At 72.3% G+C, this 24,089-nt stretch carries 20 protein-coding genes; 12 read left to right on the top strand and 8 right to left on the bottom strand.

The genetic code is table 11. The annotated features are described in order from the left end of the window. Nucleotides 1–11: 11 nt before the first annotated feature. The 3 genes from OG885_RS11420 to OG885_RS11410 all read right to left on the bottom strand — a co-directional run bounded on the left by OG885_RS11420 (nucleotide 12) and on the right by OG885_RS11410 (nucleotide 3,185). A complete protein-coding gene (locus OG885_RS11420; protein WP_405730005.1) occupies nucleotides 12–1,253 on the bottom strand; it encodes a cytochrome P450 in 1,242 nt (413 codons plus the stop codon). 796 nt (nucleotides 1,254–2,049) lie between these two features. After that, a complete protein-coding gene (locus OG885_RS11415; RefSeq protein WP_405730002.1) occupies nucleotides 2,050–2,514 on the bottom strand; it encodes a DUF6114 domain-containing protein in 465 nt (154 codons plus the stop codon). Next, nucleotides 2,514–3,185 carry a DUF6230 family protein gene (locus OG885_RS11410; RefSeq protein WP_405729999.1) on the bottom strand — a complete coding sequence of 224 codons (672 nt, stop codon included), beginning with the start codon at nucleotides 3,183–3,185 and terminating at the stop codon, nucleotides 2,514–2,516. The genes OG885_RS11415 and OG885_RS11410 overlap by 1 nt, the downstream gene beginning before the upstream one ends. Nucleotides 3,186–3,857: 672 nt before the next feature. Here OG885_RS11410 and OG885_RS11405 point away from each other — a divergent pair. Then, entirely contained in the window at nucleotides 3,858–4,511 is a 654-nt protein-coding gene (locus OG885_RS11405) for a Tat pathway signal sequence domain protein (RefSeq protein WP_405729996.1), read from the top strand. A 124-nt stretch (nucleotides 4,512–4,635) separates the two neighbouring features. Here OG885_RS11405 and OG885_RS11400 read toward each other — a convergent pair whose 3' ends face one another. Then, nucleotides 4,636–5,571 (bottom strand): lytic polysaccharide monooxygenase, encoded by a 936-nt coding sequence (locus tag OG885_RS11400; protein WP_405729993.1) that lies wholly within the window; start codon nucleotides 5,569–5,571, stop codon nucleotides 4,636–4,638. 372 nt (nucleotides 5,572–5,943) lie between these two features. On the opposite strand from OG885_RS11400, the gene OG885_RS11395 reads away from it, so the two are divergent. The 3 genes from OG885_RS11395 to OG885_RS11385 all read left to right on the top strand — a co-directional run bounded on the left by OG885_RS11395 (nucleotide 5,944) and on the right by OG885_RS11385 (nucleotide 9,877). After that, entirely contained in the window at nucleotides 5,944–7,749 is a 1,806-nt protein-coding gene (locus tag OG885_RS11395; protein WP_405729990.1) for a S8 family peptidase, read from the top strand. 288 nt (nucleotides 7,750–8,037) lie between these two features. Beyond that, nucleotides 8,038–8,685 (top strand): ScbR family autoregulator-binding transcription factor, encoded by a 648-nt coding sequence (locus tag OG885_RS11390; protein ID WP_399950905.1) that lies wholly within the window; start codon nucleotides 8,038–8,040, stop codon nucleotides 8,683–8,685. 22 nt (nucleotides 8,686–8,707) lie between these two features. Then, on the top strand, nucleotides 8,708–9,877 hold the full coding sequence (locus OG885_RS11385; protein ID WP_405729986.1) for a damage-control phosphatase ARMT1 family protein: 1,170 nt from the start codon (nucleotides 8,708–8,710) through the stop codon (nucleotides 9,875–9,877). A gap of 6 nt (nucleotides 9,878–9,883) precedes the next feature. Here the strand turns inward: OG885_RS11385 and OG885_RS11380 are convergent, their stop codons facing one another. Then, a complete protein-coding gene (locus OG885_RS11380) occupies nucleotides 9,884–11,152 on the bottom strand; it encodes a cytochrome P450 (protein ID WP_405729983.1) in 1,269 nt (422 codons plus the stop codon). 177 nt (nucleotides 11,153–11,329) lie between these two features. Between OG885_RS11380 and OG885_RS11375 the strand changes: the two genes are divergently transcribed. Together OG885_RS11375 and cyc2 are read left to right on the top strand one after the other, a co-directional pair. Continuing rightward, nucleotides 11,330–12,082, top strand: a complete 753-nt coding sequence (locus OG885_RS11375) for an ABC transporter ATP-binding protein (RefSeq protein ID WP_405729980.1) — start codon at nucleotides 11,330–11,332, stop codon at nucleotides 12,080–12,082. Nucleotides 12,083–12,224: 142 nt separating this feature from the next. After that, entirely contained in the window at nucleotides 12,225–14,396 is a 2,172-nt protein-coding gene (gene cyc2, locus OG885_RS11370) for a germacradienol/geosmin synthase Cyc2 (RefSeq protein ID WP_405729977.1), read from the top strand. Here cyc2 and OG885_RS11365 read toward each other — a convergent pair. After that, nucleotides 14,389–15,873: a hypothetical protein gene (locus OG885_RS11365; RefSeq protein WP_405729974.1), complete on the bottom strand. Its 1,485-nt coding sequence runs from the start codon at nucleotides 15,871–15,873 to the stop codon at nucleotides 14,389–14,391. The two genes, cyc2 and OG885_RS11365, sit on opposite strands and share 8 nt — an antisense overlap. Nucleotides 15,874–16,037: 164 nt before the next feature. Between OG885_RS11365 and phsA the strand changes: the two genes are divergently transcribed. Continuing rightward, nucleotides 16,038–17,906 (top strand): O-aminophenol oxidase PhsA, encoded by a 1,869-nt coding sequence (gene phsA, locus OG885_RS11360; protein ID WP_405729971.1) that lies wholly within the window; start codon nucleotides 16,038–16,040, stop codon nucleotides 17,904–17,906. On the opposite strand, the gene OG885_RS11355 is transcribed toward phsA, so the two are convergent. Beyond that, the gene (locus OG885_RS11355) at nucleotides 17,891–18,628 is read right to left on the bottom strand and encodes a glutamine amidotransferase-related protein (protein WP_405729968.1); all 738 of its coding nucleotides are present in this window, start codon (nucleotides 18,626–18,628) and stop codon (nucleotides 17,891–17,893) included. The genes phsA and OG885_RS11355 overlap by 16 nt on opposite strands. 102 nt (nucleotides 18,629–18,730) lie before the next feature. Between OG885_RS11355 and OG885_RS11350 the strand changes: the two genes are divergently transcribed. Continuing rightward, nucleotides 18,731–19,591, top strand: a complete 861-nt coding sequence (locus OG885_RS11350; protein ID WP_405729965.1) for a LysR family transcriptional regulator — start codon at nucleotides 18,731–18,733, stop codon at nucleotides 19,589–19,591. Nucleotides 19,592–19,756: 165 nt separating this feature from the next. Beyond that, nucleotides 19,757–20,344 carry a PDZ domain-containing protein gene (locus OG885_RS11345; protein WP_405729962.1) on the top strand — a complete coding sequence of 196 codons (588 nt, stop codon included), beginning with the start codon at nucleotides 19,757–19,759 and terminating at the stop codon, nucleotides 20,342–20,344. Here OG885_RS11345 and OG885_RS11340 read toward each other — a convergent pair. Continuing rightward, nucleotides 20,337–21,080: a metallophosphoesterase gene (locus OG885_RS11340; RefSeq protein WP_405729959.1), complete on the bottom strand. Its 744-nt coding sequence runs from the start codon at nucleotides 21,078–21,080 to the stop codon at nucleotides 20,337–20,339. The genes OG885_RS11345 and OG885_RS11340 overlap by 8 nt on opposite strands. A 134-nt stretch (nucleotides 21,081–21,214) precedes the next feature. Between OG885_RS11340 and OG885_RS11335 the strand changes: the two genes are divergently transcribed. The 3 genes from OG885_RS11335 (at nucleotide 21,215) to OG885_RS11325 (ending at nucleotide 24,080) form a co-directional block, all read left to right on the top strand. Beyond that, a complete protein-coding gene (locus OG885_RS11335) occupies nucleotides 21,215–21,856 on the top strand; it encodes a LysE family translocator (protein ID WP_405729956.1) in 642 nt (213 codons plus the stop codon). Between the two features lie 117 nt (nucleotides 21,857–21,973). Continuing rightward, nucleotides 21,974–23,101 (top strand): M24 family metallopeptidase, encoded by a 1,128-nt coding sequence (locus tag OG885_RS11330; protein WP_405729953.1) that lies wholly within the window; start codon nucleotides 21,974–21,976, stop codon nucleotides 23,099–23,101. Nucleotides 23,102–23,144: 43 nt separating this feature from the next. Further along, nucleotides 23,145–24,080, top strand: coding sequence for an aminoglycoside phosphotransferase family protein (locus tag OG885_RS11325; RefSeq protein ID WP_405729950.1), 936 nt, complete (start codon nucleotides 23,145–23,147; stop codon nucleotides 24,078–24,080). The last annotated feature ends 9 nt before the right edge of the window (nucleotides 24,081–24,089 follow it).

Raw genomic sequence — 24,089 nt, 5'->3', positions numbered from 1 at the left:
GGCAGGACCGGTCAGCGCAGGTGGACCGGCAGGGAGACGTGCCCGTGGGAGATGAACGAGTCCACGGGCGCCAGATCTCCCGGCGCCGCGGCGAGCGCGAGTCCCGGAAAGCGGTCGAAGAGCGCGGGCAGCGCGACGCGGGCCTCCAGCCGCCCCAGCGGGGCGCCCAGGCAGTGGTGGACGCCGTACCCGAAGGCGAGATGGTCCTTGCCGGCCCGGGTGACGTCGAAGACGTCCGCGTCGGCACCGTGGTGCTCCGGGTCGCGTCCCGCGGCGGCGTACGCGGCGAGGATCGCCTCGCCCGCGTGGATCACGGCGCCCTCGGGGCCGCCCAGCTCGCCCAGGTCCAGGTCCGTCACGGCATAGCGCAGCGGCAGGCTCGCCACCGGCGCCTCGGCACGCAGGGTCTCCTCGATCACGTCGTCCCAGGAGGCCCGCCCGGCGCGGACCAGGGCGAGCTGGTCGGGGTGGGTGAGGAGGGCGTGGACCGCGTTGTCGAGCAGGTTGACGGTGGTCTCGTGACCGGCGCTGATCATCAGCACGAGCGTGTCGAGCAGTTCCTGCTCGCTGAGGTGGGAGCCGTCGTCCTCGTGGGCGCCGATCAGCGCGGAGGTGAGGTCGTCGCCGGGCGACGCCTGCTTCGTGGCGACGAGTTGATGCATGGCCGCGTAGAACCGGGCGTAGGTGTCGGCGACTTCGGCGGGGTCGGCCGAGGTGTGGAAGACGCCGTCGACGACGGCCCGTAGTTCCGGCCCCTGTTCCTCCGGGAGGCCGAGCAGCTCACCGATGACCTGGATGGGCAGCGGATAGCAGAACTCCTCGCGCAGATCGACCACTTGACCGTCCGCACCGGCCGCGGCGAGGCGGTCCAGCAGCGCGCCGGTGATGGCCTCGACTCGGGGGCGCAGCGCGGCGGTGCGGCGTGCGGTGAACGCCTTGGCGACGAGGCCGCGCAGACGTTTGTGGTCGTCGCCGTAGGCCGTGAACATGTTCTGCACGGCGACCCAGGTGAACAGCGGCCAGTCCGGGGAGACGCCGCCCTCGATCCAGCGCGGCCAGTGCCGCCGGGCATCCTTCGACACCCTCGGATCGGCGAGCAGCCGCCGCAGCAGCGCGGGGCTGCTGACCGCCCAGGCGGGGACGCCGTGCGGCAACTCCACGGGCGCGACCGGACCACGCTCCCTGATCCGCGCGGCTTCACCATGGATGTCCCGCCCGGTCGCGTCGATCACCACCGGATCCTTGAACTCCATCGAACTCCCCCTGTCCCACGGCCTCCGGACAACACGGCACGCCCGCCCCGACCATCCCTGATGGGGGCGATACATGACGCTCACGCTAGGGGCCCGGAAGCGGAACGCGCGAGAGCGCACGGGGGCTCTGGCCGGAAACGGGTGGGTGGGGGTGGGGCGGGGTGGCCGGGCCATGGGGAGGGGGTGTGGGAAACCGGAAACGGCCAGGGGCGGTGGTGGAGAGGGGAGCGTGGAGCGGCCGGTGAGACGGCGGGGTGGGGAAATGCGGGCAGCGGTGGCCGGGCGGGGTGGGGCTCGGCCGGGGTGCTCGCCCGCGCTTGCCGAATGCCCTCCCGGGCGTCGCAATCCCGCGCGTCGGGGCCCCGGCGTCGGACGGCCATGGGGTGACGGTCGGCCCGACGCTGACGAAACCGGTGCCAGCGGGTGTGTGCCCACGCGCGTTGGCCAACGTGTTCCGGCTTCCCTCGGCGGACGGCTCCGCCCCTCGTCGCGCCTGCTGTCTGCCGCCGGGCTCGCGCCTGCTGTCTGCCGCCGGGCTCGCGCCTGCTGTCTGCTGCCGGGCTCGCGCCTGCTGTCTGCTGCCGGGCTCGCGCCTGCTGTCTGCCACCGGACTCGCGCCCGTTACCTGCCGGTGGATGCTCGCCCGCTGCCCGCTGCCCGCTGCCCGTAGCCGGGCCGAACCAGGTCACTCCATCCATCGCCGGGCCGGACCCCGCAGTCCCCGCCGTGGGGTCCGCCGGCGGCTCCGCCGCAGACCTCGCCGGAAGGTCTGTCAGAAGCCCTTCCGGCGCCGTCGTCACGCCGGTTCGCCGGCCTCCGGGCTCAGGCCCGCCATGGTGGCCTTCGCGGCGCGAGCCGCCCTGCGGCGCTTTCTGCGGCTGATCCTCGGTTCCTGGTCCGGGAGCCAGCCGAAGGCGAGGCAGCTGCCCACGACGCCGAGGAGGAGGCCGATGAAGAACCCGCCGAGGTTCGAGGTCAGCCAGGTGCCCAGGGCGAGCAGGACGCCGGTGATCGAGTAGAAGAGCCGCTGGGTGGGGTTGAACAGGATCAGCAGCCCCAGGACCACCATCAGCCCCGGCAGGAGATAGCCGGCCAGGCCCTGCATCCCGATGTGCAGGACGACCTTCAGCGACGCCTTCTCGGTGAGCAGGATCTCCGCCCCGCCCAGGGTGAGCAGCAGCCCGCCCCAGAACGGACGGTCGGCCCGCCACTCACGGAAGGCCGACCGCACTCCCCGACGAGGGGTGTCCGTGTCCGACATCAGCAACCCGAGTCGCTGAAGCTGAGCTTGAGCCCAGGCAGCTTGAACACCGCGGCCGTGGTCGCGTAGTTCGTCTGTCGCAGATTCGCGATGTGCACGGTGTCGGCCTGCTGGCTGAAGACACCGATCGGACCCTTGACCCCGGCCTTGGTGAGCGTGCTGGCGTCGTTGCCGATCTCGATGTTGTTGAAGTCGGCGTCGCCCGTCAGCTCGGTGGAGTCGGTGGTGAGGTTGGTCGCCGACACCTTCTGTGACCCGCTGCCCGCCTTGATGAGCAGGTTGGTCCCGCCGAGGTCGACGCTCTGGCAGAGGCTGTCCAGCGTCGCGTTCTTGATCGCGGAGGTGACCACCAGCACCTGGCCCCCGGTGTCACCCGCGTTCGGGCTGCCCTCCGCCATGTTGTCGAGGCCGCCGAACTGCTCGAAGCCGGTGCCGTTCAGTTCCTTGGCGGTGACCGTGAACGGCATGCCGGAGATCGCGAACTGCACGCCCAGCGCGCCCTCCGCGGTCAGCACCGCCAGCGTGGCGGCGACGAGGGTGGCCGGTACGGCCATCACGGCGGCCCGGCGTGCCCGGACCCGCCCGCGTCTGGCGGGGTCCGGCGAGGAACCGCTTTCCGGGTTCTCCGGTGTGTTGTCGGCGGCCGAAGTGGCGTCCGAAGACGAGGCCATGTGTGCTCCCAGGGCATAGACAGTGCGGTCTGGCATCAAATGGCACGTTGTCCTGGCGCGGACAGCGCAGGCGGCGTGCGGCTCCTCGCAACTCCCGGCGGACGCAAGGGCTTTCTCGTACTCCGCAGTAGCCGCCGAGGAAGTTACCGGTGGTTACATTTAAGGGTCAAGGGAGTTGTGAAAAAAGGGTGTCGGTTGTGCCCTGGCTGTGGGTCAAGTCGTGGTCGGTTTCCGGCAAAGCTATTTGACTGTGCGTCAACTGCCTTTCCGTGCCTTGACGTTGACTGACCCTCAGGTCTACAACTTGCCCTGGCTCGACCCGGATCCGTGGCGCCGGATCCGCTGCGCGGCACTGCCCGCGCCTCCCGGACGTCCTGTCCGTCACCGGGCACGCCTGTGCCCGTCTCCTCCCCTCTGGCACCCGCACGGTCACTTCCCCCCTGGTCCGTGCCGGGTCGCCGCTTCCCGCCCGGCCCGGCCGGGGACCACCCCACGGTCCCCGGCCGGTCACCGGACGGCTGCCGTCGTCGGTCCGTGACGTACGGAGAAGGCGTCACGGACCGGCGCCGGCGGACGCCACGCCGCGTCCCCCACCCCTCACCCTCACCCACACCCGCACCTCTGATTCCCCCAACCCCCCAACCCCCCTCACCTCGGAAAGAGGCATCCCGCATGCGTACTCGTTCCCTGCTCACCCTCACCGCCGCCGTCGCCGGCTTCGCCCTGTCGGCCGTCAGCCCCGCGTCGGCCGCCGACAACGTCCTCACCACCGGTTCCGCGGGCGGCGACGCCGTCGCCACCGGCACCGCGGTCTCCGCGTCCCTGGCCAGCGGCACCACCGCGACCCTCTACTCCAGCGCGACCGGCACCACGGGCATCACCTGCACCACCTCGCAGTTCACCGCGACGGTCGACAGCAACCCGGCCGCTCCCGGCACCGCCTCCGAGACGCTCACCGGGCACACCTTCAGCAACTGCACCTCGAACAACATCGGCGTGACCGGCGTCACCAGCGTCACGGTCAACAACCTGGCGTACACCACCACCGTGGCCTCCGACGGCACCGTCGCCGTGACCCCGGGAAGCGCGGGGCCCATCCAGACCACCGTCGTGCTCAGGACCCTGCTGGGCAGCGTCACCTGTGTCTACCAGGCGACGAACGGCAGCCTCGCCGGCACGGCCGCCAACGCCGACAACAGCATCCAGTTCACCAACCAGCAGTTCACCAGGAGCTCCGGCTCCTCGCTCTGCCCGAGCAGCGGCTACTGGACCGCGAAGTACGCCCCGGTGGCGACCTCCGACGGCGCGGCGGTCTTCACCAACTGACGTGAGCGCAGCCTGAGTTCACCTGTGTTCGCCTGAGTGCGCCGACGGCCGGTGTGTCCCCACCGGTCGTCGGCGCAGCTGTCTTCCGTGGGTCGTCGGCTCCCGGCCCGGAGACCGACTCCGCTCACCTCCGCCGCAGGCGCAGCGCCAGAGCGGCGCCTCCGGTGAGGACCAGCACCGCGGCGGCGCCGCCCGCCACCATGGGGGCCGAGGGGCCCGAGCCGGTGGTGCCGGTGGCCGCCACCGGTGTGGTGTCGGTGCGCGGGGCCGTCGTACGGGGCTCGACGCTCGGCGATGTGCTCGGGGACGTACTCGGGGTCGTACGGGCCTTCGCGGCCCCCGAGGGCGCGGCCGAAGCGGAGGCCGAGGCCGAAGGAGAGGTCGGGGACGCCGGCTCGGCGGTCTGCCCGGCCTTGCCCTTCGCCGCCGGGAACACCACGTCCGAGCACGAGTAGTACGTGTCCGGCGTGCTGGTGTTCTGCCAGATCGTGTACAGGACATGGCGGCCCGTGCGGTCCGAGGGGAGCGTCGCGCGGAAGCGGTACGCGCCGTTCGTCAGCGCCGGGTCCTTGACCGTGGCGAACGGCCGCTCGGGCAGGTCGGACCAGGTGAGCGGCTTCGTCGGGTCGTAGCCGGGCTTGGTCAGATAGAGCTTGAAGCTGCCGGTGTGCGGGATCGTCGAGGCGTACGTCATCGTCAGCGTCGCGCCCGGCGTCAGATGCGTCGAGGGCCAGTCGGCGCGGGCCAGGTCGAGGCCCTTGTAGGCGGGCAGGCCGCCGCTGCACAGCTCGCCGTCGCGGAGGGTCTGGCGGTCGCGCCCGTTCACGTTGGCGATCCGCAGGTTGTCCCAGGCGGTGAAGGGCGCGCCATTGGCGGCGACGGCCGCCCGGCAGGCCGCGGTCCGCGCCCGGTCGCCACCCTCGGGGGAGCAGGCGTACACCCGGCTCACCGGATCGGTCGGCGCGCCGTGCGCCTGTGCCGGGGCGGCCGCCCAGACGGTGGTCAGGAGCGGTGCTGCGACCGCCAGGGCGGCCATGCGGTATGCGGTCATCCGGGACATCCGGAACGTCTCCTCGGCCGGCGCGGGAACGGTTTGCTCCCATGCAGTACGGAAAACGGGCCCGGCGCGTTCACCGCGGGACATCGGCCACAAAGGCGGGGGACATCGGCCGTAAAAGGGTGCATCGGCCCCCCAACTCCCGGACAGCGAGGGTGGGTTTCCGGCCGGATCGAGGGTTTCCCCTGTATTCACATGACCTTCCCTTTGCCTATCGTTCAGGCCACAGCCGACCCACAGGTAACCCCCTCCCTGGTCCGCTGGCGCTCGGCCGGCCTCGCGCCGCTTTTCGACCAACCCCCCGCCGCTTCACCGACGAAGCGAACCCCCCGCTGCTCCGCGCTGCCCGGAGTACGGCCACGAAAGGCAAAGCCCTTGCGTACCTCGCCCTCCCTCCGACGGAAGATGATCTCCGTCGCCGCGGTCTCGGCCGCGCTGTTCACGGCGGCCACCGCCACGGTGGCCACGGCCCAGGAAGCCGCCGCCCCGAAGGCAGCCGCCGTGCCCGCGACCCAGACGGAGGCCGCCCCCGGCGTCACCGCCGAGCGTCTCATCGTCGGCTACAAGTCCGGCGCCACCGAGGCGAAGTCGAACGCGGCCGCCGAGGCGGACGCCGCCGCCAAGGGCAAGGGGGCCGGTGAGGACGTCGACTTCCGGCGCCGCCTCGGCACCGGTGCCGCCCTGGTCGACCTGGGCGCCGACGCGTCCCGCGCGGACGTCGCCGACGTCGTCGCCGCGTACAAGGCCGACCCGCAGGTCGCCTATGTCGTACCGGACCGCCTGAACACGCCGCAGGCCGACCCGAACGACACCGAGTACGCCAAGCAGTGGGACCTGTTCGAGGCCACGGCCGGCATGAACGTCCCCGGCGCCTGGTCCACCGCGACCGGCTCCGGCGTGACCGTCGCCGTCATCGACACCGGCTATGTCGCCCACACCGACCTCGCCGCGAACATCGTCGGCGGCTACGACTTCATCTCCGACACCGCCGTCTCGGTGGACGGCGACGGCCGCGACAGCAACCCGGCCGACCCGGGCGACTACTACGCCGCCAACGAGTGCGGTTCCGGCATCCCGGCGTCCAACTCCTCCTGGCACGGCACCCACGTGGCCGGCACCATCGCCGCGGTCACCAACAACAGCAAGGGCATCGCGGGCATCGCCTACGGCGCGAAGATCTCCCCGGTGCGGGTGCTCGGCAAGTGCGGCGGCTACGACTCCGACATCATCGACGCCATCACCTGGGCGTCCGGCGGCACCGTCTCCGGTGTGCCCGCCAACACCAACGTCGCCAAGGTCATCAACATGAGCCTGGGCGGCGACGGTGCCTGCACCAGCGCGACCCAGAGCGCCATCACCGCCGCCGTCAACCGCGGCACCACGATCGCCGTCGCCGCGGGCAACGACAACGACAACGTCGCGAACCACTCGCCGGGCAACTGCAACGACGTCATATCCGTGGCCGCCACCAGCCGCACCGGCGCGAAGGCCTCCTACTCCAACTACGGTTCCCTGGTGGACATCTCGGCGCCCGGCGGCCAGACCAGCACCGGCACCGCCAACGGCATCCTGTCCACGCTGAACTCCGGCACCAAGACGGCGTCGACCGAGAACTACGCGTACTACCAGGGCACCAGCATGGCCACCCCGCACATCGCGGGCCTCGCCGCGCTGCTGAAGTCGGCCAACTCCTCGCTGACCCCGGCCCAGATCGAGTCGGCCATCAAGACCAACGCCCGTGCTCTGCCGGGTGCTTGCTCGGGCGGCTGCGGCGCCGGTCTCGCGGACGCCGCGAAGACGGTGGCCGCCGTCAGCGGTGGCGGTTCGACGACGGGGACGACGTACTCCAGCACCTCCGCCGTCGCCATCCCCGACAACAGCTCGGCGATCGAGTCCTCCATCGCGGTCAGCGGCCGTACCGGCAACGCCCCTTCGGCCCTCAAGGTCGCCGTGGACATCACCCACACCTACCGCGGTGACCTGGTGATCAGCCTCGTCGCCCCGGACGGCACGGTCTACGCCCTGAAGTCCGCCAGTTCCTCGGACTCCGCGGACAACGTCAACACCACCTACACCGTGGACGCTTCGAGCGAGACGGCCAACGGCACCTGGAAGCTGCGCGTCCAGGACACCGCGGCGCAGGACACGGGCACGCTCAACAGCTGGAAGCTGACTTTCTGAGTCACAGCGGATCCCGTCGGACAGGCGGGCCGACCGGTGCGGATGGGCACCGGTCGGCCCGCTTTTTTTGTTGCACTTTCCTGTACTGAGCGACCGGTTTTCTTCAAGACCCATTGCGCCATACACACGAGTAGTGAATAAGTTGTGGGAGGTCTGAAGACTGAAGGGAGTTGGGGTGCCCTCGAATAGCCGCCGGACCGTGAGATATCGTGTACGGGGAGTAAGAAACAAACGGCATGGCCTGTTCTTTTCGGGTCCTGTTCTCTCGCCCCCAGGAGCGTCCCATCGATGGCTAGGCAGTTACGCGCCGAGCAGACCCGAGCGGCGATCATCGCGGCCGCCGCGGATCTGTTCGACCGGCACGGTTACGAGTCGACCAGCCTGAGCGACATCGTGGAGCACGCCCAAGTCACCAAGGGCGCCCTCTACTTCCACTTCGCGGCGAAGCAGGACCTCGCGCACGCCATCATGGAACTCCAGTCCAGAACCCTGCGCCGGCTGGCCGCCGAGATGGACGGCCGTGGCCTCTCCCATCTGGAGGCCCTGATCCGCACCACCTTCGGGATCGCCCGGCTCACCGTCGAGGGCCCGGTCCCCAGGGCCGGCCTCCGCCTCGCCACCGAGGGTCTCCCGGTGCCGCCGCCGCTGTCCCATCCCTTCGAGGAATGGCTGGACATCACCACCCGCAAGCTCTTCGGCGCGGTCACGGACGCCGACCTCCACCCGGACATCGATGTCGAAGCCGCAGCTCACTCCCTTGTCTGCTCCCTCGTCGGCACCCGTGTCGTCGGCCACTCCCTGGAACCCGTCACCCGACAGCCGCGCCGACTGGCCGAGATGTGGCACATCCTGATCCGCGGTCTGGTGCCGGTGCCCCGCCGCGCCCGCTATCTGAGCCTCGCCACCCAGCTGGAGCGGGAGATCAGAATCCCCTGACCCGGGCGGTACGGTGGCGCGCATGCCCCACACTCCGCCCGTGCTCCGCGGCGACGAACCCGGCTCGTTCCCGTACAGCGTGCTCGCCGAACGGCACCCCGCGATCGTGCGGCAGGTGCGCGAGGCCTTCCCCTACGGCCCGGACCAGCACCGCGCCCTCGACGCCCTGGCGGAGAACTGCACCAAGGGTGTCATCGAGCCACTGCCCGCCGACGCGCCGGACCGTGACCGCTGGGCGGCCTGGGGAGCGGACGAGTACATCGGGCGGTCCTGGTTCGACGTCCCCTGGCTGTGGTCCGAGAGCTGGTTCTACCGCCGACTCCTCGACGCGGTCGGCTACTTCGGCCCCGGCCCCTGGCAGGGCGTGGACCCCTTCCGCCCCTTCAAGCTCGCCGAACTCGACGCCCCGGAGACCGACGAGGAACTGGCCGCCCTCGACGACCTCGCGGACCGGCCGGCCGACGAACAGGCCGCGGCCCTGCTGCACGGCTCCCTGTGGGGCAACCGGGCCGACCTCGGATTCCGGCTGTCGGACGAGCACGCCGAGGCCCGCGCCGCCGTACCCGGCCTGGTCGCCGACGACAGCGCCGCCCTCCGGTCGCTCCTCGACGGCGCGGACACCCTGTGCCTCGTCGCCGACAACGCGGGCCGTGAGCTCGTCCCCGACCTGCTCCTGATCGCCCATCTCCTCGCCCACGGCCGGATCCGTCGGGCCGTCCTGCACGTCAAGCCCCACCCGTACTACGTCTCCGACGCCACGACCGCCGACGTGGTCGACGCCCTGCGCCGACTGACCCGCGCCCGGGGCGCCGCCGCCGACCACGGACGCACGCTGTGGTCGGCGATGGCCGACGGCCGCCTCACCGTCCGCGCCCACCCCTTCTCCTGCGCCCCGCTGCCGTACGAGGACATGCCCGACGACCTGCGCGGCGAATTCGCCGACGCCACGCTGACCGTCCTCAAGGGCGACCTCAACTACCGCCGCCTGGTGGGCGATCGGAGCTGGCCGCCGACCACACCCTTCGCCGACGTCACCGCCTGCTTCCCCGGCCCGGTGGCGGCCCTGCGCACCCTCAAGTCCGACGTGATCACCGGCCTCACGCCCGCCACGGAGGCCGCCCTGGTGGCGGCGGAGGGACAGCGCTGGCGCACCGGGGGGACGCACGCGCTCATCCAGGTGCGGCAGCGGTGATGCCGCTCAAGTGACCTGTGTCGGCAGGGACTTGAGCCCGTTGATGAAGTTCGACACCAGCCGCCTGGCCGGGCCCGCCGTCCGCAGCACCGGCAGCGCGCGCATCGCCTCCGCGTACAGCACCCGCAGCTGGAGCCGGGCGAAGTGCGCGCCCAGGCAGACGTGCGGGCCGTCGCCGAAGGACACGTGCGGGTTCGGCGCACGGGACAGATCCAGCCGGTCCGGGGCGGCGAAGACCCGCTCGTCCCGGTTGGCGGAGGCATGGAAGACGACCACCTTGTCCCCGGCCCCGATCCGCCGCCCCGCCAGCTCGGTGTCCCGCGCGGCGGTACGGCGGAAGGTGAGGACGGGCGGGTGCCACCGCAGCAACTCATCGACGGCGGAGGTGAGTTCTACGCCGCCGGTGCGAAGTCGCTCGTACGACCGCGGGTGCTCCGCCAGTGCCAGCAGCCCGCCCGGGGCAGCGCTGCGCACGGTGTCGTTGCCCGCGACGGTGAGCAGGAAAAAGAACATCTCCAGTTCCGCGTCGGCGAGTTCGGGATCGTGAGCCAGGGTGGTCATGACGTCGTCGGCGGGGTGGCTGCGCTTGTGCGCGGCCAGTTGGCGGGCGTACGCGAACATGTCCTGGAGCATGGCGGGGGAGCGGGGGTCGAGCGGCTTGCCCGCCGCGTCCAGCGCCGGGGTGCCGGCCTCGTCGGGGTCCTGGTAGCCGATGACCCGCCGCGTCCAGTGCAGCAGCAGCCCGCGGTCCTGCTCCGGGACACCGAGCAGGTCGGCCAGGTTGAGCAGGGCGTAGTCGTCGGTGACCGCGGCGACGAGGTCGACGGTGCCGTCCGCGGCGCGGGCCGTCGCGAGGGCGTCGGCGAACAGTGTGCGGGCCCGCTCCTCGACGACCTCGGTGAACCGGGCGACGCGCCCCGGGGTGAACGCCCGGCTGACCAGCCGCCGCAACCTGCCCTGCGCGGGCGGGTCCTGATTGAGCATCATGCGCCGGACGAACGGCAGATCGGCCGGGTCGGGATCACGGATCTGGGTCGCGCCGAGATGCGAGGAGTACGTCGCCGCGTCCCTGAGTACCCGCACCACGTCCGCGTGCCGGGTCACCGCCCAGAACCCGGGACCGGCGGGCCAGCCCAGCACCCCGGCCTCCTCCTGCCAGGCCACCGGATGGTGGTCGCGCAGGACGCGGTAGTCGTCGTACGGCACCGCGGTCGCGTACCGGCGAGGATCGAACACATCGGGAACCGGCGGGGCCATGGGCGCCGTAGGGGTCATGCGACCACGGTGACCGACGCCTCGTGTTTTTCCAAGAACGTCGATTCGGCTGGCATGTATGTAGTGATCATGTCAAGCGGAGAGTCTTCATGCGCTGCTCGGAGCCCTCGGGCACCTGCTCAACACCGGCCTGCTGGCGGTCGAGAAGCGCCTCGTCGGCAAGGGAAGGGCGACCGTATGACGCTCCACCTCGACGCGGTCGGCCAGTCCTACGGCGACCACCCGGTCCTCCACGACCTCACCCTCACCGTCCCCGACGGCCAACTCCTGTGCGTGGTCGGCCCGTCCGGCTGCGGCAAGTCCACCCTCCTGCGGACCGTCGCCGGACTGCTGCCCGCCCGCGAGGGCGAGGTCACCCTCGACGACACCCCCGTCTCCGGCGTCCCCGACCGGCTCGCGGTCGTCTTCCAGGACTACGGCCGCTCCCTCTACCCCTGGCTCACGGTCCGCGACAACGTCGCCCTCCCGCTGCGCCGCCAGGGCCTCGGCCGCGCCGAGCGCCGTACCGAGGCCGAGCGCATCCTGGACCGCGTCGGCCTCGACGGCACCGCCCGCCGCCACCCCTGGCAGCTCTCCGGCGGAATGCAGCAGCGCGTCGCCATCGCCCGCGCCCTGGTCTGCCGTCCCAGGCTGCTGCTCATGGACGAGCCCTTCGGCTCCCTGGACGCCCGGACCCGCGAGGACCTGGAGGACCTCCTCCTGGAGGTCCACCGCACCGACGGCACGACCATCGTGTTCGTCACCCACGACATCGACGAGAGCGTCTACCTCGGCGACCGCGTCGTCGTCCTGTCCCCGGGCCCCGGCTCCCATGTCGTCCTCGACCTGCCGGTCGAACTCCGCGGCAAGCGGGAGCAGATCGGCACCCGCGGACTGCCGGAGTTCGTGGCGCTGCGGGCGGAGGTGGGCCGGGCGGTGCGGGGTGGTTGACCCGTGGTCCCCCATGTCCCGCCGGAAACGGTCGAGTGCAAGTCCCGCCGGAAATCGTCGAGTTCGACCCGGATTCACGCGATGGTGTGATCATGTGCCGCGCGGCGGATGTCCCCCGAAAGGCGTGGGTAGAGCCCGGGCCATGACGCAGCAGCCCTTCGAACTCCCGCACTTCTACATGCCGTATCCCGCGCGGCTGAACCCCCATCTCGACGAGGCCCGTGCCCACTCCACGGCGTGGGCGCGCGAGATGGGCATGCTGGAAGGGTCCGGGATCTGGGAGCAGTCCGACCTCGACGCGCACGACTACGGACTGCTCTGCGCCTACACCCACCCCGACTGCGACGGCCCCGCCCTCTCCCTGATCACCGACTGGTACGTGTGGGTCTTCTTCTTCGACGACCACTTCCTGGACATGTTCAAACGCACCCCGGACCGCGCCGCCGGCAAGGCCCATCTGGACCGGCTGCCGCTGTTCATGCCGATGGACCCCCAGGCCCCGATGCCCGAGCCGCGCAACCCCGTCGAGGCGGGGCTCGCCGATCTGTGGACGCGGACCGTGCCCGCCATGTCGGCGGACTGGCGGCGCCGCTTCGCGGTGGCCACCGAGCACCTCCTCAACGAGTCCCTGTGGGAGCTGTCCAACATCGACGAGGGCCGGGTCGCCAACCCCGTCGAGTACATCGAGATGCGCCGCAAGGTCGGCGGCGCCCCCTGGTCGGCGGGGCTCGTGGAGTACGCGACCGCCGAAGTCCCCGCCCGCGTCGCGGGGTCGAGGCCGCTGAGGGTCCTCATGGAGACGTTCTCCGACGCCGTGCACCTGCGCAACGACCTGTTCTCCTACCAGCGCGAGGTCGAGGACGAGGGCGAGAACAGCAACGGCGTGCTGGTCCTGGAGACGTTCTTCGGCTGTACGACCCAGGAGGCCGCCGACACCGTCAACGACATCCTGACCTCCCGTCTCCACCAGTTCGAGCACACCGCCCTGACCGAGGTGCCCGCCCTCGCTGTGGAGAAAGGTCTCACCGCGCCCGAGACCGCCGCGGTCGCCGCCTACGCCAAGGGACTTCAGGACTGGCAGTCCGGCGGCCACGAATGGCATCTGCGCTCCAGCCGCTACATGAACGAGGGCGCCCGCCCGACCTCGCCCTGGCAGGGCCTCACCGGCCCCGGAACCTCCGCCGCCGACGTCGGCGCCCTGCTCGCCTCGGCCGCCGCCGAACGCTTGCGCGCCTACACGCACGTGCCGTACCAGAAGGTCGGCCCGTCCCTGCTGCCCGACTTCCACATGCCCTTCCAGGTCGAGCTGAGCCCCCATCTGAACGCCGCCCGCCCTCGCCTCACCGCCTGGATGCACGGCATGGGCATGCTCCAGGAGGGTGTCTGGGACGAGGACCGCCTCGCCGCCGCCGACCTCGCGCTCTGCGCCGCCGGCATCGACCCGGACGCGACCCCCGAGGACCTCGACCTCAGCACCCAGTGGCTGGCCTGGGGGACGTACGCCGACGACTACTACCCCCTCGTCTTCGGCCACCGCCGCGACCTCGCCGCCGCCCGCGCGGCCACCCGGCGGCTCGCGGACTGCATGCCCGTCGACGGCGCGGAGATCCCCGCCCCGGCCAACGGCATGGAGCGCGGCCTCGTCGACCTGTGGACCCGCACCACGACGGGGATGACCCACGACGCGCGATGCTCCCTGAAGAACGCGGTGAACGTGATGACCGAGAGCTGGCTCTGGGAACTCTCCAACCAGATCCAGCGCCGCGTCCCCGACCCGGTCGACTATCTGGAGATGCGCCGCGCCACCTTCGGCTCCGACCTCACCCTGAACCTGTGCCGGAACGGCCACGGCCCCGCCGTCCCGCCCGAGGTCTACCGCAGCGGCCCCGTCCGCTCGCTGGAGAACGCAGCCGTCGACTACGCGTGCCTGCTCAACGACATCTTCTCGTACCAGAAGGAGATCGAGTACGAGGGCGAGATCCACAACTCGATCCTCGTCGTGCAGAACTTCTTCGGCATCGACTACCCGGCCGCCCTCGGGGTCGTCCACGACCTCACCACCCAGCGCATGCGGCAGTTCCAGCATGTCGCGGCCCACGAACTGCCCGTCGTGTACGACGACTTCGGCCTCCGTGCCGAGGCGCGCGAGGTCATGCGGAACTACGTCCTCGACCTCCAGCACTGGATGGCGGGCATCCTGCACTGGCATCGGACGGTCGACCGCTACAGGGCCGACTTCCTGGCGCGGCGCGCCCACGGCTTCCTGCCGGACCGCTCCCCGGCACCGCGGCCGCCACTGCCCCTGGTCAGCTGAGCCCGCCCACCCGTCCGACGGCCCGCTCGGCGAGTTCCCGGACGCCCCGCGCGGGGGACTCCGCGAGCTCGCCGCGTATCGCCTCGGCGGCGCCCAGCACCGCGCGGGCCTCCTCGGCGGAGCCGGCGTCGGCCAGGGCGAGGGCCAGCTCGAAGTGCTCCTCGGCGATGTACCGGCCAAGGCTCGTGCCGCGCCAGAAGCCCAGCGAGTCGTCGCCCGGTTCCGCCAGGGTGCCCCGGAGCGCGGCGAGCGTGCGGGAGGCCGAGGGGAGGAGCCCCGCCTCCCGCTCCAGACGGGCCTGGGTGAGCCGGGCCGAGACCCGGTCGCACGCCGCCTCCTGGAGCGCCGTGTGCAGGCGCTGGACGCGCAGCGCCTGTCCCCGCTCGCCGATCCGCTCGAAGTCGTCGACCAGGGACGACAGTTCGGCGGTGTCCAGCCGAGTGGGGTCGTCGTCCTGCCGCAGGAGGCCCTGGTCCAGCTCGATGGCGTCGAACCGGCGGATCAGCGCGCACCGGGCGAGGTTCGTCAGGCCCTGGTCCACGGCCAGGTCGGTCCAGGTGTACAGCGGCTCGTCGGCGGGGTCCGCACCGAACAGCAGGGCGTCCATCTCCTGGGCCCACCGGCGTAGTTCGGCCGGGTCGGCGTCGGGGCCGGGAAGCTCGCTCAGGCCGCACGCCGTGTCGAAGTCCGTCCGCCGTACCTCGTCCAGCAGCGGCAGGTCCTCGGCGCGGCCGTAGTGCCCGACCAGCACGGCGGCGAGGCGCAGTTCGTCCGTCATCGACGACCGCGCCTCGTGCCGCAGCAGATGCCGCAGCAGGGCGAGGTCGCCCTCCGCGCGGTCGAACTGCGCGGCCCGCAGCGCGAGTCGGCGTCGTACGAGATTCTCGGCCACCGCGTCCCACACCGCGAGGTCCGGCGCCCGCAGCGCGGCCAGATCGGCGCGGCCGGCGGCGAGGACGGGCTCCCAGAGCGGCGGCGGGGGCGGGCCGATGAGGTCATAGGCGCGGCCCTCCTCCGCGTTGAGCAGCAGGAAGTCGGGTTCGGTGCGGGCCAGCGCGGCGTCCAGCAGGGCCTCGAGTTCCGCGCGGGGTCGCTCCAAGAAGCCCAGCGCGGTGCGCAGCTCGGTCCGCGCCCGCTCCAGGCCGAATCCGCCGTCTTCCTCGGTGTCCTCGTCGTCCTCGTCGTGGTCCTCCGCGTCCTCCAGGCCGATCATGATCTCCAGCGCCTCGTCGACGCTGGCGCCGACGATCCCGGCCGAGCCCTCGGAGTCGGCGTACAGCACCGAGCCGTCCTCGCACACGAAGTACGTACCGCCCCCGGCGTCGCCCGCGATGATCCGCAGCGGGCCGCCCGAGGCGAGGCGGACCGGCTCCACATGGCCGTACCCGGCCCGCTCGACGTCGAAGTCGAAGGGGTACGCGGCGAGTTCGGCGAGGCGAGGGTCCTGGAGGAGGAGCCGCAGGGCGTGATCGTTCATGTCGCAGAACGTAACAGCCGCCGCCGACAACAGGATTTGATGATTCCGATTATGTTTCCCGAAAGTTTTCGGACGGAACGAGGCGTTCAGGCAACTCCGTCGCTGAACCCGCGGTCTTGTGGGGTGAGGGGAACAGACGACATAACGCACGGGGGTGTTCGGCCTTGACCGAGATCATCGAGAGGATCACCGAAGGGGACCCGAAGGAGCGGACGCCGGCCCCGGGTGAACTGACGCCGTACGTGGCGCCGTTACCCGTCCCGCCGGTCCTGCGCCCGGACTCGGGCAACATACTGCGGGAGACGGAGATCGCCCTGCACCCGACCTGGGTGCGCATGCACCCACAGCTGCCGCCGACGCTGATGTGGGGTTACGAGGGCCTGGTGCCGGGTCCGACCATCGAGGTGCGGCGCGGGCAGCGCATCCGCATCGCCTGGACCAACCGCATCCCCAAGGGCAGCGAGTACCCGGTCACCGCGGTCGAGGTGCCGGCCCGACCGCCCGGCACCCCGCCCGCCACCACCGAGCCGGGCCGGGGCGGCGTCAAGCCGAATGAGGACGTGGCCGCCCTGCCCGCCTGGTCGGTGACCCATCTGCACGGAGCACAGACGGGCGGCGGCAACGACGGCTGGGCGGACAACGCGGTCGGCTCCGGCGACGCCCAGCTCTCCGAGTACCCGAACGACCACCAGGCGGTCCAGTGGTGGTACCACGACCACGCCATGAACATCACCCGGTGGAACGTGATGGCCGGCCTCTACGGCACCTACCTCGTCCGCGACGAGGAGGAGGAAGCCCTCCATCTCCCCTACGGGGAGCGGGAGATCCCGCTGCTCCTCGCCGACCGCAACCTCGACACCGACGAGGACGGCCGGCTCAACGGACGGCTGCTGCACAAGACGATCGTGGTGGACCCCGCGAACCCGGAGACGGGCAAGCCGGTGACGCTGCCCTTCGCGGGCCCGTACACCACCGTCAACGGCCGTATCTGGCCGTACGCGGACGTGGAGGACGGCTGGTACCGCTTCCGCCTGGTGAACGCGTCCAACGCGCGGATCTACGAACTGGTCCTCCTCGACGAGGACGACAACCCGGTGCCGGGCATCGTGCACCAGATCGGCAGCGACGGCGGACTGCTGCCGCGCCCGGTGCCGATCGACTTCGACGCCGCGCAGCCCACGCTGACGGCCGCTCCGGCCGAACGCTTCGACCTGCTGGTCGACTTCCGCGGCCTCGCCGGCCGCAGGCTTCGCCTGGTCAACAAGGGGCCGGGTCGGCCCGCGGGCGTGCCCGACCCGGTGGGTGGCGTGCGCTATCCGGCGGTCATGGAGTTCCGCGTCCGCGAGGGGTGCGACGACGACACCTTCGAACTGCCCGAGGTGCTCTCCGGCTCCTTCCGCAGGATCACCCACGACGTGGCGCACGGCCACCGGCTGATCGTGCTCACCCCGCCCGGCACCAAGGGCGGCGGCGGGCACCCCGAGATCTGGGAGATGGCCGAGGTCGAGGACCCGAGCGGCATCGTGTTCCCGGCCGAGGGGATCATCCAGGTCACCGGTCCTGACGGCACCACCAGGACCTACCGGCGCACGGCACGGACCTTCAACGACGGCCTGGGCTTCACCATCGCCGAGGGCAGCCACGAACAGTGGAGCTTCCTCAACCTCGCGCCCATCACCCACCCGATGCACATCCACCTGGCCGACTTCCAGGCGCTCGGGCGCGACCCGTACGTCGTGACCGGCTTCGACCAGGCGGTTGGCGGCACGCGTACGCCGATCGCCTTCGATCCGGGCACCACGATCCCGCTGGCGCCCAACGAGCGCGGTTACAAGGACGTCTACCGGGTGCCCGGCGGCCAGATGCTGCGGATCATGGGCAGGTTCGACGGCGCCTACGGCCGGTTCATGTACCACTGCCACTTCCTGGAGCACGAGGACATGGGCATGATGCGGCCCTTCGTGGTGATGCCCGCCGAGGCGCTGAAGTTCGACCACGGCGGCGGCCACCACGGAGGTCACCCCGCGGGCTGAGGCTCCCGCCGCGCCGCGTGTGCCACGGCGGCCCGCGCCAGCGCCCGGACCATCGGGTGCGGGCGCGAGCCGTCGCCGGACAGCTCGGGCTGGAACAGCGAGGCCAGGAAGAACGGGTGGCCCGGCAGTTCGACGACCCGGACGTGGCCGTCCTCGTCGTACCCGGAGGAGCGCAGACCGTGCGCGCGCAGGGTGTCGAGATGGCGGGAGGGCCCGTACGCGCAGAAGTAGCGCTCGACCGTGCGCTCCGAACCGATCACGGACTGGGCGAGCGAGCCCGGCTCGATCGTGACCACGCCCTCGTGGCCGACCAGCGAACAGGCCAGCGGTTCGATGAGGAAGTCGTCCGCGTCGGGGTCGTTCTCGGCGTGCGCCACGCGCGCGAGGCCGCACACGTCGCGGGCGTACTCCAGGAGCGCGTGCTGGAACCCGCCGCACGTGCCCAGGAACGGAATGCCCGCCACGCGCGCGGTGCGGATCGCCGCGAGCACCCCCTCCTCGCTGCGGTAGGGGCTGCCCGGCAGCACCCACACCGCGTCGAAGCCGGACACGGCGTCCTCGGCCGCGGCCTCCTCGGAGGGGATCCAGTAGGCGTCCAGGACGAGCCGGTCGCGTTCGGCGAGGGAGTCGAGGAGAAGCGGGACACGGGCGTGGGAGGCGACGTCGGGGGAGCGGTCGCCGACCAGGGCGATCCGTGCGGTGCGGTCAGCTGCGTTCGTCATGCCCTCATCCTGGGCGCGCCCCCGATATCGCGTCCAACGATGATTTCTGGATGCTCGATAAGCGATGCTGATGAGCCGCGACGCCGATGAGACGCTGTCGGCATGGACCCGCACCTCCTGCGCACCTATGTCACCGTCGCCCGGCTCGCCTCCTTCTCCGAGGCCGCGCGGGAGCTGGGCTACACCCAGTCCGCGGTGTCCCAGCACATCCAGGCCCTCGAACTGGACCTGGGCGCACCGCTGCTGACCCGCCGCCCCGTCGCGCCCACGGCGGCCGGAGAGCGGCTCCTGGAGCACGCGGGTCCGCTGCTGCTGCGGCTGGACGCGGCCCGCGCGGACGTCGTCCGCATGGCGTCCGCGCCCGAACACGGACTCACGCTCGCCGCCGCACCGACCGCGCTCGCCGCCCGGGTCCTCGCCGCGCTCCCGTCGGCCGGGGTGACCCTGCGGGTGCTCGCCCGCGACGCCATCGCCGCCGCCGTCGCGACCGGCACCGCCGACCTCGGCCTGGTCGACGGCCTCGCCGCCCCCAGCGACCCGCTGCGGCTGCCCGACGTCGCACCGCTGACCACGCGCGGCGCGGGTGAGGAACCGGTCTGCGTCCTCCTGCCCGCCGACCACCCACTGGCCCGGCGCCCCGGACTGCGCCTCGGCGACCTGGCCGACGCCCGCTGGCTGGACGCCCCGGACGCGGGCCTCCCGCTGGCCCACCTCCGCGCGGCCAACGGTGGCCAGGGCTTCCGCACGGCCCTGCGCTACGACGGCACCGACCTCCACACCCTCACGTCCCTCGCCGCGGCGGGCCGCGGTCTGACGCTGCTGCCCCGCTCGGTGGCCACCGGCGTCCCGAACACGACCGCCGTCCCGCTCACCGCGCCCCGGGTCGTCCACCGGACGGAACTGGTCCACACGGGGGCACCGCGGGGCGCCGCGGCGCGGCTGGTGGACGTGCTGACGGGGTGAGTGGACCCGTACCGCCCATGCCCACGACGCCTATGGCTTCCCTCTGTTGACCGCCGGTCAGTCTCACTCGTTCGTGGCACGTCGGGCGCCGGTGTGACGGGTAGAGCACCAGCCGGGACCGCTCCGTATCCGCCGGAGGCGACCCGCGTCCGCCGGAGGCGAGCCATGGAACAGACCGCGTTGCGCCCCAAGCCGATGCCCGGCCAGGAGCCCGGCGGCGGCTCCAGGCCCGGCCCCGCCCGGCGCCCCCACGCCGCCCGCAGGCGCGGCCGACGGCTGCGGACCCTGCTGCTCGCGCTGTTCGTCGGGACGGTCCTGGTGCTGTCCGGGGTCGGCCTCGGCACCGTGGGTGCCACGGTGATCGGCCTGAGTAAACTCGCGGAGATGAAGCGGGAGTTGGGCGGGTCGCCCCCACCCGGCCCGGCCGCCCCGGTCCACCGGGCCCCGGCGCCGTCCCCGTCGCCCACCCCGTCCTCCTCGCCCCGGATCGCCGCGACGCTCGGTGTGGAGGCGGTGGACGCGGAGAAGGTGGGCGCGCTGCTCGTCGGCGTCCATGTGCCGGGGCCCGGCTACACGGCCGGCCTGGTCCGTGGCGATGTGCTCCTCCAGGTCGGCAAGGCGCGGGTCGACTCCGCGGCCGACCTCGCGCGCGCCGTCGCCGCCGCCCGCCCCGGCAAGGGGATCACCTTGACGGTCCGCCACCAGAGCGGCGGCTACCAGCAGTTGACCGCCGTACCCGGCATCGTCACGTGACCACCCGGAAGTGGCTCGTGAGCCGCCCGTCGTCGTCCAGGACGTGGAACGCCAGCCCGACGGGCGCGTCCCGGTCGGCCACCTGCTCGCCCTCCCAGGGCAGCCGCAGCGTCCAGGTCACCCCTGGCCCGACGACCAGCGGCCGCCCGGCGAAGACGCTCGCCGCCGGGGTGTGCGCGTGTCCCGTGATCAGGCCCGCGATCTCGGGGCGGCGGTCGAGCAGCGCGGCCAGCCGGTGGGCGTCCCGCAACTGGTAGGCGTCCGGCAACGGGTGATGCACCGCCACCGGCGGGTGGTGGAAGGCGAGCAGCGCGCGCCGGTCCCCGCCGAGCTCGTCGAGCGTCGTCTCGATCCAGTCGTACGTCTCCTCGTCCAGGGCGCCTTCGTCGCTGCCCGGAATGCTGGAGTCGCACATCAGCACCGCCGCGTCGTCGAAGACGTGCACGCTGTTGACCGGCCCGTCGGCCGTCGGCACCCCGAGCAGCGCCTTGCGGTACGGGGCGCGGCTGTCGTGGTTGCCCGGGCAGGTCAGCACGGGGAACGGCGCGTCGCCCAGCAGGCCCGCGGCCTCCTCGTACTCCGCCTCCGCGCCGTGGTCCGCGATGTCGCCGGTGACCAGCAGCGCGTCCACCCTCCCCGGAAGCCCCCACAAGTGGTCGCGCACCCGCCTCGCGCGCGTGGTGGCCCGTTCGCTTCCGTCCAGATGCGGATCGCTGATGTGCGCGAGTACGAGCACGGTCGTACGCCTCCCCAGATGCCCTTAATGGTGTGCGGCGATTCAAGCATTAGGTCTAATGGTTAAGCAATCCATAACCGTTAGGTGGCCGAAAAGGGCTGGTCCCCCGCCGCCGTCCGCGCCACGATGAGCCCATGCCGAGCACCCTCATCGCCTTCCTCGGGGCCTGCACCCTCATCGCGGCCTCACCCGGACCGAGCACCGTGCTGATCATCAAGCAGTCGCTGCACAGCCGCCGGTCCGGCTTCCTGACCGTGCTCGGCAACGAGACCGGCGTCTTCGTCTGGGGCCTGGTCGCCGCGTTCGGCCTGACCGCACTCCTCACGGCCTCCGAGGTGGCGTACGACGTGATGCGCGTCGTCGGCGCGGTCGTCCTGGTGGCCTTCGGCGTCCAGGCGCTGCGTCAGGCGCGCCGCAGCCGTACCGACGGGGCCGAGGGCGCCGGGGAGGCCGCGGGTGGCTGGACGGGTGGCGGGAAGAGCGGCTGGGCCGCCTACCGCGGCGGACTGCTGCTCAACCTCGCCAACCCCAAGGCGGCCGTCTTCGCGATGTCCTTCCTGCCGCAGTTCGTGCCCGCCGGCGCCCCGCACCTGCCGACGATGGTCGGCCTCGCCGCGCTCTGGGCCGTCTACGAGGTCGGCTACTACGGCCTGTACGTGTGGTTCGTCGGCCGGATGCGCGCCGTCCTGTCCCGCGCCGGGGTGCGCCGGCGTCTGGAGCAGGTCTCCGGCGGCGTACTGCTCCTGCTCGGCGTCCGGCTGGCCCTGGAGAACTGACGCGGTGAGCGGCACGGCCCCGGCGGGGCACGCGAACCGGCTCGCGCCGCCCCCGCCGACCGGGCAGGATGCTGCCCGTAGTCCCTGTTGTCCCTCTGTCCGCCCAGGGAGGCCCGGATGACCGGCAGCACGCCCGCGCCCTTCACCGCCGACGACTACCGGGCCCGCATGGAGCGCGCCGCCCGGGCCGCCGCCGACGCCGGACTCGCCGGACTGCTCGTGGCCCCCGGCCCCGACCTCGTCTGGCTCACCGGCTACAGCCCCACCGCGATCACCGAACGGCTCACCCTGCTGGTCCTCGCCCCCGGCCAGGACCCCGTCCTCGTCGTCCCCACCCTGGAGGCCCCCGACGCCGCCCACGCGGCCGGCGCGCCCGCGCTGACCCTGCGCGACTGGACCGACGGCAAGGACCCCTACGCCGCCACCGCCGCCCTGCTCGACTCCGGCGGCCGGTTCGGCGTCAGCGACAACGCCTGGGCGATGCATCTGCTCGGCCTCCAGAAGACCCTGCCGAACACCTCCTACGCCGCCCTCACCGACGCCCTGCCGATGCTCCGGGCCGTCAAGGACGCGGCCGAACTGGAGCTCCTGGCAGCCGCGGGCGCGGCTGCCGACGCAACGTTCGAGGAGATCCGGAAGGTTCCCTTCGGCGGTCGCCGCGAGTCCGAGGTCGGCGCCGACCTCGCCGACCTGCTGCGCCGGTTCGGGCACTCCCAGGTCGACTTCACCATCGTCGCCTCGGGCCCCAACGGCGCCAACCCGCACCACGAGGTCGGCAACCGGGTCATCGAACGCGGCGACATGGTCGTCCTCGACTTCGGCGGCCTCAAGGACGGCTACGGCTCCGACACCTCCCGCACCGTCCACGTGGGCGAACCCACCGACGAGGAGCGGCGGGTGCACGACCTCGTCCGCGAGGCCCAGGAGGCGGGCTTCCGGGCCGTACGCCCCGGAGTCGCCTGCCAGGAGGTCGACCGGGCCGCCCGCAAGGTCATCACCGACGCCGGCTACGGCGAGTACTTCATCCACCGCACCGGCCACGGCATCGGCGTCACCACGCACGAACCGCCGTACATGATCGAGGGCGAGGAGCAGCCCCTCGTGCCCGGCATGTGCTTCTCCGTGGAGCCCGGCGTCTATCTGCCCGGCCGCTTCGGCGTCCGCATCGAGGACATCGTCACGGTCACCGAGGACGGCGGCCGCCGCCTCAACGACACCAGCCGCGAGATGGTCATGGTGGACTGAGCAGCCTTCAGGAGCCCCGACCCCGAGTGACAACGGCGCGACCATGACCCAGGCACCGACACCCACCGCGGACACCGTCCGCAGGCTGGTCCGTTCCCTCCTCAAGGACGCCTCCGACGCGGCCGGGCCCGACGTCCGGCCGGTCGTCGAGAGCGCCGAGCCCGCCACCTGGTGGGTCGGCGACCGCCATGTGCTGCGCCTGGCCGCCGACCGCGAGGCCGCCGTGCGCCAGCGCCGCGAACTGCGCCTGCGCGACGTGGTCCGCGCCCATGTCCAGGTCGCCGTGCCGACCGGGGTCGCCCACGGCGAGTGGGCGCCGGGCCTGACGTACACGCTCGACAGCAAGCTGCCCGGCGGCTCGGCGCGCGAGCACGACGTGTCCGCCGTCGGCGAGGCCGACCTGGCCGCGCTGCTCACCGGCCTGCGCGAGGTGCCCGCCCGGCAGGCCGAGACCCTCGGCGTCCCGCGCACCGCCCCGCGCTCACTGGAGGCGCTGCGCCGCGGTGCCGAACGCGCCGCCGAACTCCTCACCGCCGCCGACGAGTTCGACCCCGTACGCCTGCATCAGCTGACCCAGCAGGCCGCGGTCCAACTCGCCGCGCAGCCCGGCACCGCCGTCCTCGTCCACCACGGCCTCACCGGCGACCACCTCGTCGTCAGCGCCGACGGACGGGTACGTGGCGTGCTCGGCTGGGCCGACGCGGTCCTCGGCGACCCCGCGGAGGACATCGCCGGGCTCGCGCTCACCGTCGGCGCGCCCGCCGCCGTGCGCGCCGCCACCCTCGCGGGCTACGGCGCCCGCCCCTGCTTGCGCGGTCTGTGGCTCGCCCGCTGCGACGCCGTCATCGGCCTCGCCGCCCGCCTCCAGGGCCGCGACACCACTGCGCTGCCCGAACTGCGCCTGCGGCTCAAGCACGCCTGGGAGGCGATCCTGCTGGAACGGGTGACGGAACTGCGGGAGGGTGAGGAAGGGCCCTGAGGGGGGTTC

The sequence above is a fragment of the Streptomyces sp. NBC_00028 genome (assembly GCF_045041065.1).
Lineage (GTDB): Bacteria > Actinomycetota > Actinomycetes > Streptomycetales > Streptomycetaceae > Streptomyces.
This window is presented reverse-complemented; position numbering and strand designations above follow the sequence as displayed.